Consider the following 13,185-nt stretch of genomic DNA (forward strand, 5'->3'; position numbering starts at 1 on the left):
GCTATTTCCAGCCTGCGATCACATAGTCGTCCAACAGTTGCCATACCGTCCCCGCCTCGCTGAAACCGGCTTGTCTGAGGGCCGCGAGCTGGAAATCCACCGGCGTCGGCGGCGGTACCGTCCGGCCGGCGAACAGCGCTTCGCGCTCGGCCTGATAAGCGGCCAAGGCCGGCGATTGCAGAGCGCCGGCGAACCAACGATCCCAATCCTCAACGCCGCTGTCCCAGGCGTGTTGTTGGGTCTGCTCGTCGTGCCGTTCGGCCAACGCTTTCAGCCGTGGCTGACGGTGGTCATAGCGCTGATGATCGGCATTGAGGAATACGCCGCCGGCGGCCAGCAGCCCGGCGACGTTACGGTACAACGCCAACTGCTGCTCCGGCATCAGCCAGTGCAGCGCCGTGCTGGACACCGCCGCCTGCGGCGTGGTGCCGGACAGCACGGAAAAACAGGCAGGATCCGCCAGATCGGCCTGCAGAATGCGGATCCGATCGCCGTACGCCGCCAGCGCGCCGCGCGCCACCGCCAGCAGCAGCGGATCGAGATCGATGGCGATCACCCTGGCCTGCGGAAAGCGCTGCAAAATACGCAGGCTCAGCGATCCCGGGCCACAGGCCAGATCCAGCACGTGAAAATCCTGGCCGACGGCCAGCGCCAGCACGTCCAGCTGGGCGTTAAAACGCGCTTCGCGTTCGGCGATGTAAGCCGCCTGCTGGCGATCCCAGGAGTCCAGCAGCGAAGAGAATGAAACGGCAGTCATATCAAGGTTCCTTGTTGGAAAGCGTCGGAGTCTGCGGCGGCAAGGCCGCCAGGCCCCGAATCAAACGGCCCAGCGCCGCCACGGTGCGGGCGGAAGGGTCCATGTCGTAACCGGGGAGGATCACGTAGCGCCGCTGACGTACGGCGCGCAGCGTAGCGGTCAGCGGGTGATGCTCCAGAAAGGCGATCTTGTCGGCCGCGCTGTCCCCGAAGCCACCGCGCGGCAGATCGCCAAGCACGATCGCATCCGGATCGCGGGCGGCGATAATCTCCCAGGATACCGTCGGCCACAGCTCGGGCAGATCGCCGAACAGGTTCTCGCTGCCGACGCTGCGGCTCAGCAAACCTGGCGCGCCGCAGCAACCCGCCACGTAGGGCGTCTGCGTGCCGGCATACCACCACAGCAGACGCCGATGCGGCAATGGCGCGCGCTGCGGTTCGAGCGCCTTCAGCTGCTCGCGCAGCCGCGCGAGCAGCGCTTCACCGGCGCGGCCAGCGTTAAAAATGCGCGCCAGCTCCCGCAGCTCGGTGAAAATGTCTTCGAACGTCAGCGCGGCGGCGATCGCGCTTTGCTGGCCGCTGCAGGCGCCGGGGGAGAGATAAGTGTCGATGCCCCATTCCGCCAACCGCGCCCGATCGGGCGTTTCCGGGCTGTGCAGCCAGTAATAGCTGGCCGAATAGACAAAATCCGGCCGCATCAGCAGCAACGCTTCCGCCGTGGGCGGCGCCGGGCCGGCGGGCGCCCGCAGCGTATCGGCCGACGCCGTCGGCGCGGGATCGCGCGTGCGGTCATACCCGACCACGCCGATCGCACGGCCAGCCAGCCCCAGCGCCAGCAGGTTTTCCAGCGCCGGATTGGCGTAGACCAGCACCCGCTGCGGCGGCTGCGGGTAATCGCGCATTGCCCCGCAATTGTGCAGGCTGACGGCATAGGCGTGCAGCGGCACGCCCCAGCCCAATCCCAGGGCGCACAACAACAGGTAAAGCGAACGTTTCACGACGTCAGAACCTGACCGACACGAAGGTTTCATAGCTGCGCGGCGGCGCGATCAGCGCCTGATCCGGGTAGGTGCGCTGATAGGCGTACAGCTGGTTGGTGGCGTTGCGAATGCGGAAACCGACATCGACGATCGGCGTCAGCTGATAATCCGCCGCCAGATCAAGCGTGGTGTACGCACGCATCTTGCGCTGGTTGGCGTCGTCGTTGTAACTGCTGCCGACATAGCGCAGCGAAGAAGCCAGCCCCAAACGTTCCGTCGCCTGATAATGCACGCTGAGGTTGGCGGTCCAGTCCGGGATATAGGCCGGGCGATTGCCGTTGTAGCTGCGCAGCGGGCTGCCGCCGCGATAATCGTCGTAGCGGGCGTGCGTATAGGCGGCGTTGCCGGCCAGCTCCCAACGATCGTCGGGACGCAGCACCACGCCAAGCTCGATGCCGCGCGACGTCTGCCTGCCTACCGCGTTCAACGCATCCGGCCGCTGCGCATCGGGCACAAACAGGTTGTCCTTGCGCAGTTCATACAGCGCCAGCGTCGCCTCGCCCTTGTGATCCCAAAACTGCCCTTTGGCGCCGGCCTCCCACTGGCGCGCTCGCGTCAGCGGCAGATCGGTCTGCGTCGGGCTGAGGAAGAACAGATCGTTGCCCGGCTCCTGGCCGGTGGTGTAGTTGGCGTAAAGCGTGAGGTTATCGGTCAGCGCATAGCTGGGGCCCAGGCTCCAGGTGCTGAAAACATAGGTGCGCGCGCGGCTGTCTTCCTGCGGCCCCTGGAAGCGCCAGTCCATGTCCATATGGTTGTAGCGCAGTTGGCCCAGCAACGCTAAACGCTCGGTCAGGCTGAAGCGATCTTCAAGAAAAGCGGCGTACTGATTCTGAGTAACGTGGCGCACCGGCGCGCGTTGACTGGCGGTGCCCTGAGCGAACGGTTCTCTGGGCGGCGCGCCGAGCGGCACGTCCTCGGAGCCGGGGAAACCGTTGGAGTAGTACTGAAAATGCCGCTTGCTCAGATCGAAGCCGACCAGCAACCGGTTATCGAAACCGGCGATAACGCGATCGAACACCAGCGAACTGCGGTTGCCGATCAGATCGTCGTCGTGCGCCAGAGCGCCGAAAGAGTCGCGGTTGACGTCGCCGGGCCGAGCCGCCGCCGCGACGCGGAAACGTTCGACGTTGCGCCATTCGCGAAAGCCGCTGTAGTAATAGAATTGGTTATGCCACTCCACTTCGGGCGTCATAAACCAGTCCAGACTGGCCTGAAACGCGGTGGCGTTGCTCTGGATGCGGCTGTCGGTCAGGTTGTTGTAATTGATGTCGCGCAGCTCGCCGGCAATGCGCCCATTCAGCAGCGGCGTGCCGTAGTAAGGGTTGTTGGTGCGGTTGAGCATGCGGTCCAGGCTCAGCGTCAGCAACGCATCGTCCGTCAATTTAAACAGCAGCGAGCCGGAAACCCGCTTCTGCCGATCGCGTTCATACTGCACGTTGCTGCCGCTGTCGTTGCCGCTGACGTCTAACCGGTACGCCACCGCATCGTCCACCAGCGCGCCGCCGGCCCCCAGATGCAGACGCTGGCTGCGGTAGCTGCCGAAGCCATAGTCGAGTTCAACCGGCTGGCGGCTGAAGGTCGGCCGCCGCGAGATCAGGTTGACGCTGCCGCCTGCGGCGCTCAGCCCGTTCAATGCCGACCCCGGCCCGCGCAGCACCTCGATGCTGTCGTAATGCGCCGGATCGCCCAGCTGCAGCGTGCTGCCGGGCATCTCTACGCCGTTATACAGCCAGGCGATCGGCCGAAAACCGCGCGCGGAAAAGTTGTTGGACAACGTTGGCGAAGCGACGCCGGACAGACCGGTGGCGCGCTCGACGGCGGCGGCCAGCGAGCGATCGCCCCGCTGTTGGATCGCTCGCGCGCGGATGATATCGACGCTGCGCGGCGTCTCCCGAGCGCTCAGCCCGAGCTGTGACGCGCTGCGGCTCAGGGCGTTCAACGCATCGTAACGCCCGGCGGAGGCCGCCGCCTCCACGGTGAGATGTTCTTCACATCCCGTGGCATTGCGGGCTTTATCGCAGTCGGCGGCGAAAGCCAGCGGCGCCGTCAGTGCGCCGCCGACCCAGGCGGCAAGGCATAAAGATTTTCTGGGCGTGCCAAGACGCCGGCGTGTCGTACTCATGTGGTGCATCCCTGTGGTGAAATAAAAACCGGCCGCAGCCGGCGTAAAGCCTTATTGTTTTTCTGTTATGTTATATTATAACAATAAAACAATACCAGTCTTTATTACCCCCGCTCTCCAGCGCACTGCGTTTGGCGCTTTGTCGCCAAATCGGCGACAATAAGATTTTTGCCGCCGACAGGATGCGCTATGCAGGCCGAAATTCTTCTGACTCTCAAACTCCAGCAAAAGCTGTTCGCCGATCCGCGCCGCATCGCGCTGCTGAAACAGGTACAGCACACCGGCTCCATCAGCCAGGGCGCCAAACTGGCGGGCATCAGCTACAAAAGCGCCTGGGACGCCATCAATGAGATGAACCAACTGGCGGAACACACGGTGGTGGACCGCGCCACCGGCGGAAAAGGCGGCGGCGGCGCGCAGCTGACGCACTACGGCCAACGGCTGATCCAGCTGTATGACCTGCTGGGCCAGGTGCAGCAAAAGGCCTTCGATGTGTTGCAGCAGGACGATCTGCCGCTCGACAGTCTGCTGGCGGCCATCTCGCGCTTCTCGCTGCAAACCAGCGCGCGCAATCAATTTTTCGGCACCGTCATCGAGCGCGATCATCAGCAGGTGCAGCAGCATCTGGCGATCTTGTTGAACGACGGCAGCACTCGCCTGACGGCGGCCATCACCCAGCAAAGCGCCGACCGGCTGCAACTGACGCCGGGCAAAGAGGTGCTGGCGCTGATCAAGGCGCCCTGGGTGCGGTTAAGCGTCGAGACGGCGGAACATGCCGACGCGGATAACGCGCTGGCGGGCGTGGTGGCCGGCATTCAGCCGGGCGCCGAACACAGCGAGGTGCTGGTGACGCTGGCGGGGGGCGAAACCCTGTGCGCCACGCTGACGACGGCGGAGTTGCAGCGCCTGCAGCTGAGCGTCGGCGCCGCCGTACACGCCCTGTTCAACGCCGACCACGTGATTGTCGCCACGTTGTGTTAAGCGCAACGTAACGTTGCATTTTTGTTGATTGACATCCCCCTGCAATACGCCTATTTCTAAGGCAAATAATTGCAAAAAAAGGAACAGGTGATGTCGTCGTTGCATATTTCGCAAGGTTCATTCCGCTTAAGCGATACCCGCACCCTGACGCTGGACGCGCTGGAAATCCAGGCCGGCGACAGCTGGGCCTTCGTCGGCGCCAACGGCAGCGGCAAATCCGCCCTGGCGCGCGCGTTGGCCAACGAACTGCTTCTGCTGAGCGGCGAGCGCCGCAGCGACTTTCAGCACGCGGTGCGCATCTCCTTCGAACAGCTGCAAAAAATGGTCAGCGACGAGTGGCAACGCAACAACACCGATCTGCTCAGCGCGGACGAAGACGACACCGGCCGCACCGCGGCGGAGATCATTCAGGAAGAGGTGAAAGACGCCGCGCGCTGTGAGCGGCTGGCCGCGCAGTTCGGCATCACCGCCCTGCTGACGCGCCGCTTCAAATACCTCTCCACCGGCGAAACGCGCAAGACCCTGCTGTGCCGGGCGCTGATGCCCGAGCCCGACCTGCTGATCCTCGACGAACCCTTCGACGGGCTGGACGTGCACTCGCGCGCGCAGCTCGCCGCGTTGCTGAGCGAGCTTTCCGCCCAGGGCCAAACCGTGGTGCTGGTGCTCAACCGGTTCGACGAAATACCGGATTTTGTCCGCCAGGTCGGCGTGCTGGCGGACTGCACCCTGACCAGCCGCGGGCCGCGCAGCCAGGTAATGGCGGACGCGCTGGTGGCGCAGTTGGCGCACAGCGAAAACCTCAGCGGGCTGGCGCTGCCGGAAACCGAGGATCCGACGCAAAAAGTGGCCCTGCCGGCGGATCGGCCGCTGATCGTCCTGCGCGACGGCGTGGTCAGCTATAACGATCGGCCGATCCTCAATCATCTCGACTGGCAGGTTAACCCCGGCGAGCACTGGCAGATCGTCGGCCCGAACGGCGCCGGCAAATCCACGCTGCTCAGCTTGATCACCGGCGATCATCCACAGGGCTACAGCAACGATCTGACGCTGTTCGGCCGCCGCCGCGGCAGCGGGGAAACCATCTGGGAAATCAAACGCCATATCGGCTACGTCAGCAGCAGCCTGCATCTGGATTATCGCGTCAACACCAGCGTGCGCAACGTGGTGCTGTCAGGGTTCTTCGATTCGATCGGCATTTATCAGGCGGTCTCGGATCGTCAGCGGCAGCTGACAGAGCAATGGCTGGCGCTGCTCGGGCTCAACGGCGCGCGCGGTGACGCCCCGTTCCACAGCCTTTCCTGGGGCCAACAGCGGCTGGCGCTGATCGCCCGCGCGCTGGTGAAACACCCGGCGCTGCTGATCCTCGACGAGCCGCTGCAGGGGCTGGATCCGCTCAATCGCCAGCTGGTGCGCCGCTTTATCGACGTGCTGATCGGCCAGGGCGCCACCCAGTTGCTGTTTGTCTCGCACCATGCCGAAGATGCGCCGCAGTGCATCACTCACCGCCTCAGCTTCGTGCCCGACGGCGAAGGCGGCTATGGTTACCAACAGCAACGGCTGGAGGCGGCCTCCGCCTGAAACGCGGCGTAAACATATCCGGCAACACTTCACCGCAGCACATCACATTTGGCCTTTTATCATAGAAAGGAAGAAGGCCATTTCTGGAGACGCCATGTCCGCTGCGTTGATTATCATCGACCTGATCGAAGATCTGATCGGGCCCAAAGGGCGCGCCAACCACTGCCACGAACAGGTGGCGGCGACCCACCTGCTCGCCAACGTCAATGCCGCCGCGGCCTATGCCCGGGTGCGAAAAATCCCGGTGATTTGGGTGCGGGTGGGATTCGCCGACGATTATCATGACATTCCGCCCCATTCGCCGCTGTTCAACCATCTCAAGCAGATCGGCGCGCTGCGGTTAAACGGCCCGGGCTGCCGCTGGATGCCCGAACTGCATCAGGAAGAGACCGATCTGCAGTTTGAAAAAACGGCAGTCAGCGCTTTCTCCGGTAACAATTTGTTAGCCTGGCTGCGGCAACATCGGTGCCACCATCTGCTGCTGGCGGGCATCAGCACGCCGCTCGCCATCGAGAGCACCGCGCGGCAGGCGCACGACGCCGGCTTTCAGGTGACCGTGCTGCACGATCTGTGCGCGGCCCCCACGCAGGAGATCCACCAGCAGAGCCTGGATACCCTGCAAAACCTGGCCGAAATCACCCGTTCGCAGGCATGGATGAAAGGCTAACCCTCCTCGCCGCCGGTCGTGTGGGCCGGCATCATGCACAAATGCATCACTGCCCCGACCTTTAGCGTCATCCTGGTGTGCTACTATCCGCTCTAGCGCTCAATTTTGCCATCATCGCACGCCGCAAAGGCGCTGAGCGCCGTGTACATATTTAAAGGGACATATCATGTGGGGCGTACTGGCTGCTTCGTTATTTTTCTTGCCGTTTAATCGGCTGATAGCCTGGGTGATCCTGGCCGCCTCGGCGGGCATGGGGCTTTATCATGGGGTACTGACGCCGCTCAGCCTGAGTTATCTGCTGGCGATCGTAGCGCTGGCGGGGTTGCGCCACCATTTTCGCGCGCAGCGTAATCTGGCGATTGCGCTCGAAGGGCTGGTGGCCGCCGGCTGCGTGGCGCTGTTCTTGCACCTGGTGCCCGGCATCCACAATCAACTGATGATCGACGGCGAAAAAGCCGGTCCGCTCAGCGCGCCGTTCACCATGTATTACAACTTCGATAAGGCGATGGTGCCCTTCCTGCTGTTCGCCTGCTTGCCCACGCTGTTTTCCGCCGAACGCGGCGGCAACGCCAGCAGAGCGGGCTGGATTGCGCTGCTGCTGGCCGTGCCGGCGCTGTTGCTGCTGGCCGTCGCGCTGGGCGGCTTAAAAATTGAGTGGCATGCGCCCGCCTGGATCCTGCCTTTCGTGATGGCGAACCTGTTCTTTGTCTGCATGGCCGAGGAAGCGCTGTTTCGCGGCTACCTGCAACAGCGCCTCAGCCAGTGGCTGGGCGCCTGGCCGGCGCTGATCGTCGCCTCCCTGGTGTTCGGCGCCGCGCATCTGGCGGGCGGTACGCTGATGGTGATCTTCGCGACCCTCGCCGGGGTGATCTACGGCATGGCGTGGATGTGGAGCGGCCGTCTGTGGGTGCCGATTCTGTTCCATTTCGGGCTTAATCTGACCCATCTGCTGTTCTTCACCTATCCGCTGTACCAGCATTCTTAACGGCTGAAGCCGGCAGAGAGCCCCTCTCTGCCGGCTGGTCGGGTGAAAACGCTATCACCGGCACTTCACCGCAATGCCCTCAATCACGTTGCCGCCTGCTTTTCTTCGCCCCTCCTGCACTTTGCAATGAAGTGTAAGCGATTCCATTTTTCGCGTTAGATCACCTTTTTACCGCCGCGGGCGTGCTATCTTTCTGCGCAACAGCCTCTCCCTGTTCAGCAACGGGCGTCTCAAGACGGTAATTGGAAGCGATTACACTTTCGTCGGCGCCAAGAAAGGAACCGTATGACGGAATTTAACCCTATCGATCATCCGCACCGCCGCTACAATCCGCTGAGCGGCCAGTGGGTGCTGGTCTCACCGCACCGCGCCAAGCGCCCCTGGCAGGGCCAGCAGGAGGCCGTCCCCACAGAAACGCTGCCGGCGCACGATCCCGACTGTTTCCTGTGCCCGGGCAACGCGCGCGTCACCGGCGATCGCAATCCGGATTATCGCGGTACCTATGTTTTCACCAACGATTTCGCCGCGCTGATGAGCGATACGCCGCCGGCGCCCGACAGCCAGGATCCGCTGATGCGCAGCCAAAGCGCGCGCGGCGTCAGCCGGGTGATCTGCTTCTCTCCCGATCACAGCAAGACCCTGCCCGAACTGACGCTGCCGGCGCTGGAGCAAGTGGTTGCCGCCTGGCAGGCGCAAACCGATGAGCTGGGCAAGCACTACCCCTGGGTACAGCTGTTCGAAAACAAAGGCGCGGCGATGGGCTGCTCCAACCCGCACCCGCACGGGCAGGTCTGGGCCAACAGTTTTCTGCCGAACGAGGCCGAACGCGAAGATCGCCTGCAGCACGACTATTTCCGGGAATATGCCTCCCCGCTGCTGCTGGATTATGCACAGCGCGAGCTGGCCGCAGGCGAACGCATCGTGGTGAACACCGAACACTGGCTGGCGGTGGTGCCCTACTGGGCCGCCTGGCCGTTTGAAACGCTGCTGCTGCCGAAAACGGCGGTGCAGCGCATCACCGAACTCGGCGCGGCGCAGAGCCGCGATCTGGCGCTGGCGCTGAAGAAGCTGACCAGCCGCTACGACAACCTGTTCCAGTGTTCCTTCCCCTATTCGATGGGATGGCACGGCGCGCCGTTCAACGGCGCCGACAACCGGCACTGGCAGCTGCACGCCCATTTCTATCCGCCGCTGCTGCGTTCAGCCAGCGTGCGCAAATTTATGGTCGGTTACGAGATGCTGGCGGAAACCCAGCGCGACCTGACCGCCGAACAGGCCGCAGAGCGTCTGCGCGCCGTCAGTGATATTCATTACCGTGAAGCCGGAGCCCAAGCATGAGCCTGAAACCGCTTACCCATTCCCTGTTTACCGAGCACTTCGGCTACGCGCCGGCGTTGACCATCCAGGCGCCGGGGCGGGTGAACCTGATCGGCGAGCATACCGATTACAACGACGGCTTCGTGCTGCCCTGCGCCATCGATTACCAAACCGTCATCGCCTGCGCCAAGCGCGACGACCGCCAGATCCGCGTGCTGGCCGCCGATTATCAGAATCAGCAGGATCAATTCTCGCTCGACGAGCCGATCGTCAGCCACCCCGATCAGCGCTGGTCCGACTATGTGCGCGGCGTGGTGAAACATCTTCAGCGCCGCAACGCCGACTTCGGCGGCGCGGATCTGGTGATCGCCGGCAATGTGCCGCAAGGGGCGGGGCTCAGCTCCTCCGCCGCGCTGGAGGTGGCGGTGGGCCAGGCGCTGCAGGCGCTCTATCAGCTGCCGCTGGACGGCGTGGCGCTGGCGCTGAACGGCCAGGAGGCGGAGAACCAGTTCGTCGGCTGCAACTGCGGCATCATGGACCAGTTGATCTCCGCGCTCGGCCGGCGCGACAGCGCTCTGCTGATCGACTGCCGCTCGCTGGAGACCCGTGCGGTGCCGATGCCGGACAGCGTCGCGGTGGTGATCATCAACTCCAATGTGCAGCGCGGGCTGGTGGACAGCGAGTACAACACCCGCCGCACACAGTGCGAAGAAGCGGCGCGGTTCTTCGGCGTCAAGGCGCTGCGCGACGTCAGCCCGGAACAGTTTGCAGCGCGTCAACATCAGTTGGATCCGTTGGTGGCCAAACGCGCGCGCCATGTCATCAGTGAGAACGCCCGCACGCTGGCGGCGGCCGACGCGCTGGCGGCAGGCGACCTGCAGCGCATGGGCCGGCTGATGGCGGAGTCCCACGCCTCGATGCGCGATGATTTTGAAATCACCGTGCCGCCGATCGATCGGTTGGTCGAGATCGTCAAAGCGACGATCGGCCCGCGCGGTGGCGTGCGCATGACCGGCGGCGGCTTTGGCGGCTGCATCGTCGCGCTGATGCCGCAGGATCTCGTGGAGACGGTGCGTGCCGCCGTGGCGCACGAGTATCCGCGGCAAACCGGCGGATTGCAGGAAACCTTCTATGTCTGCCAGGCTTCGCAGGGGGCCGGTACATGCTGACGGCAACCACGGCAGCGGCGCCCGATGGGCAGCCTTACCAGCTGACACAGCTGCAAAACGCCGACGGCATGACGGTGACGCTGATGGACTGGGGCGCCACCTGGCTGTCCGCCGTCTTGCCGCTCAAATCCGGTGAAAAACGCGAACTGCTGCTCGGCTGCCGCAGCCCGGCGGACTACCCGCATCAAGGCGCCTATCTGGGCGCCACCGTCGGCCGTTACGCCAACCGCATCGCCAACGCCAGTTTGCCCATCGACGGGAAACCCCATGCGCTGGCCGCCAATCAGGGTGCCCACCAGCTGCACGGCGGCCCCGACGGTTTCCATGCCCGCCGCTGGCGCCGGGTACAGCACGAGGCGCAACAGGTTTGCTATGCGCTGCACTCGGCGGAGGGCGATCAGGGTTTCCCCGGCAATCTCGACGTGCAGGTTTGTTACCGCCTGACCTCGGATAATCGTCTGGAAATCAACTACCTGGCGCAGGTCGATCGCCCCTGCCCGGTCAATCTGACCAACCACGCCTATTTCAATCTCGACGGCGCCGGCACCGACGCCCGCGCCCAACGGCTGCAGCTGTTCGCCGATCGCTACCTGCCCGTCGACGCCGAGGGCATTCCCTGTGCCGATCTGACGGCGGTGGACGGCAGCGGCATGGATTTTCGTCAGCCGAAAACGTTGTTACAGGATTTCCTGCGCGATCGCGACCAGCAGCGGGTGAAAGGCTACGATCACGCCTTTCTGCTGCAGCGTACCTGTGGGGCGCTGGAGAGCCCGGCGGCGCATTTGTGGTCCGCCGACGGGCAAGTGCAAATGAGCGTGTTCACCGACGCGCCTGCGCTGCAGCTCTACAGCGGCAATTATCTGGCCGGCACGCCGGCGCGCGATGGCGGCAGCTACGCCAACCATGCCGGCGTGGCGCTGGAGAGCGAGTTTTTGCCGGACAGCCCGCACCATCCCGAGTGGCCGCAGCCGGACTGTTGGCTGCAACCGGGGAGCCGCTACCGCAGCGCCACGCATTATCAGTTTTATCCTATCTGACCCGCGACGCCCCTCGCCGTGCGGCCGGGGGCAATTTGTTATAAATGCTTACCTTTTAGCGCCATCCCCCCACCGGCGCCCACCTTCCCTTATTCCAAAGCGCGCACTACACTCAGGCTACCGTGATAAGCACAACGCCTTGTGCAACGTCACCATTTTCGGCCGATGGCGGCCAATCAATAGCTGAAGGAACACCTATGCGTCTGATTACTGCACTTCCATTGCTGGCGGGCTTAATGCTGAGCACCAATCTGATGGCGGCCGACGCGACGACGGCGACGAAAACGCCTTCGCCGGCGCAGGCGGCCCAACAGAAACGCATGACCGATTGCAACCAGCAGGCATCCACCAAGTCGCTGAAAGGCGCCGATCGCTCCACCTTTATGAGCACCTGTCTGAAGTCCGAAGGCGCCGCTGCGTCCGGCAAAACCCTGACGCCGCAGCAGCAGAAAATGAAAAGCTGCAATGCCGACGCCAAGACCAAGGATCTGAAGGGCGACGCGCGTAAAACCTTCATGAGCAACTGCCTGAAAAAATCGGCCTGATTTCCCCTCTGCCACGGCGCGTCCGGAGCGATTCCGACGCGCCGTTTCTCCCCCTTACGCATCAGCCTGAACGATTCAGCTTTTTCCTTTCGCCAGCCCTTACTTTGCGGCAAGAAATTGGCTATGGTTAGACACTATCGATTGCCGAGCCCCGGCCCGCGGCAATATAATGATTTTCGTTATCATTGAAATGTCAGATTATTAAGGAGTTAAGCTATGGCTGTAACTAAGCTGGTTCTGGTGCGTCACGGCGAAAGCCAGTGGAACCAAGAAAACCGCTTCACCGGTTGGTATGATGTTGATCTGTCCGACAAGGGCCGCACCGAAGCGAAAGCAGCAGGCAAGCTGTTGAAAGAGGAAGGTTTCACTTTTGACTTCGCTTACACCTCCGTACTGAAGCGCGCGATCCACACCCTGTGGAACATCCTCGACGAGCTGGATCAAGCCTGGTTGCCAACCGAAAAATCCTGGAAGCTGAACGAACGTCACTACGGCGCGCTGCAGGGTCTGAACAAAGCGGAAACCGCGGAAAAATACGGCGACGAGCAGGTGAAACAATGGCGTCGCGGCTTCGCGGTGACCCCACCTGAGCTGACCAAAGAAGACGAACGTTACCCTGGCCACGATCCGCGCTACGCCTCGCTTAGCGAGCAAGAGCTGCCGCTGACCGAAAGCCTGGCGCTGACCATCGATCGCGTTATCCCTTACTGGGACGAAGAGATCCTGCCACGCATCAAGAGCGGCGAGCGCGTGATCGTTGCGGCGCACGGCAACTCCCTGCGCGCGCTGGTGAAATACCTGGATAACCTGAGCGAAGATGAAATCCTCGAGCTGAACATCCCAACCGGCGTGCCGTTGGTGTATGAGTTCGACGAGAACTTCAAACCAACCAAACGTTACTACCTGGGTAACGCCGACGAGATCGCAGCAAAAGCGGCGGCCGTAGCGAACCAGGGTAAAGCGAAGTAATTTCGCCCGTTCACGAAAA

Annotated in this window: 12 protein-coding genes; 9 read left to right on the top strand and 3 right to left on the bottom strand. The window is 63.1% G+C overall.

Annotated features, from left to right (window positions below):
• Position 1 precedes the first annotated feature (1 nt).
• Genes CRO23_RS17845 through CRO23_RS17855 form a run of 3 tightly spaced genes read right to left on the bottom strand, consistent with a single transcriptional unit; the run spans position 2 to position 3,918 of the window.
• Positions 2–757, bottom strand: a complete 756-nt coding sequence (locus tag CRO23_RS17845; RefSeq protein WP_097102589.1) for a class I SAM-dependent methyltransferase — start codon at positions 755–757, stop codon at positions 2–4.
• A gap of 1 nt (position 758) precedes the next feature.
• A complete protein-coding gene (locus CRO23_RS17850) occupies positions 759–1,754 on the bottom strand; it encodes an ABC transporter substrate-binding protein (RefSeq protein WP_079450908.1) in 996 nt (331 codons plus the stop codon).
• Between the two features lie 4 nt (positions 1,755–1,758).
• A complete protein-coding gene (locus tag CRO23_RS17855; protein ID WP_079450907.1) occupies positions 1,759–3,918 on the bottom strand; it encodes a TonB-dependent receptor in 2,160 nt (719 codons plus the stop codon).
• A 189-nt stretch (positions 3,919–4,107) separates the two neighbouring features.
• On the opposite strand from CRO23_RS17855, the gene modE reads away from it, so the two are divergent.
• From modE to gpmA, 9 genes are all read left to right on the top strand, one after another.
• On the top strand, positions 4,108–4,899 hold the full coding sequence (gene modE, locus CRO23_RS17860; RefSeq protein WP_033641058.1) for a molybdenum-dependent transcriptional regulator: 792 nt from the start codon (positions 4,108–4,110) through the stop codon (positions 4,897–4,899).
• Positions 4,900–4,989: 90 nt separating this feature from the next.
• Positions 4,990–6,477 carry a molybdate ABC transporter ATP-binding protein ModF gene (gene modF / locus CRO23_RS17865; RefSeq protein WP_097103120.1) on the top strand — a complete coding sequence of 496 codons (1,488 nt, stop codon included), beginning with the start codon at positions 4,990–4,992 and terminating at the stop codon, positions 6,475–6,477.
• A gap of 94 nt (positions 6,478–6,571) precedes the next feature.
• Positions 6,572–7,144, top strand: a complete 573-nt coding sequence (locus CRO23_RS17870) for a cysteine hydrolase family protein (RefSeq protein WP_079450906.1) — start codon at positions 6,572–6,574, stop codon at positions 7,142–7,144.
• 166 nt (positions 7,145–7,310) lie between these two features.
• Positions 7,311–8,129: a CPBP family intramembrane glutamic endopeptidase gene (locus CRO23_RS17875; RefSeq protein WP_016928709.1), complete on the top strand. Its 819-nt coding sequence runs from the start codon at positions 7,311–7,313 to the stop codon at positions 8,127–8,129.
• A 285-nt stretch (positions 8,130–8,414) separates the two neighbouring features.
• A complete protein-coding gene (gene galT / locus CRO23_RS17880) occupies positions 8,415–9,467 on the top strand; it encodes a galactose-1-phosphate uridylyltransferase (protein ID WP_097102591.1) in 1,053 nt (350 codons plus the stop codon).
• Positions 9,464–10,615, top strand: a complete 1,152-nt coding sequence (gene galK / locus CRO23_RS17885) for a galactokinase (protein WP_016928711.1) — start codon at positions 9,464–9,466, stop codon at positions 10,613–10,615. Before galT ends, galK begins: the two co-directional genes overlap by 4 nt.
• Entirely contained in the window at positions 10,609–11,652 is a 1,044-nt protein-coding gene (gene galM, locus CRO23_RS17890; RefSeq protein WP_097102593.1) for a galactose-1-epimerase, read from the top strand. Before galK ends, galM begins: the two co-directional genes overlap by 7 nt.
• Positions 11,653–11,849: 197 nt before the next feature.
• Positions 11,850–12,197: a PsiF family protein gene (locus tag CRO23_RS17895; RefSeq protein WP_028127665.1), complete on the top strand. Its 348-nt coding sequence runs from the start codon at positions 11,850–11,852 to the stop codon at positions 12,195–12,197.
• Positions 12,198–12,413: 216 nt separating this feature from the next.
• On the top strand, positions 12,414–13,166 hold the full coding sequence (gpmA, locus tag CRO23_RS17900; protein WP_016928714.1) for a 2,3-diphosphoglycerate-dependent phosphoglycerate mutase: 753 nt from the start codon (positions 12,414–12,416) through the stop codon (positions 13,164–13,166).
• Positions 13,167–13,185 lie beyond the last annotated feature (19 nt).

Origin of the sequence: Serratia sp. JKS296, from assembly GCF_900215445.1 — a bacterium.
Lineage (GTDB): Bacteria > Pseudomonadota > Gammaproteobacteria > Enterobacterales > Enterobacteriaceae > Serratia > Serratia marcescens.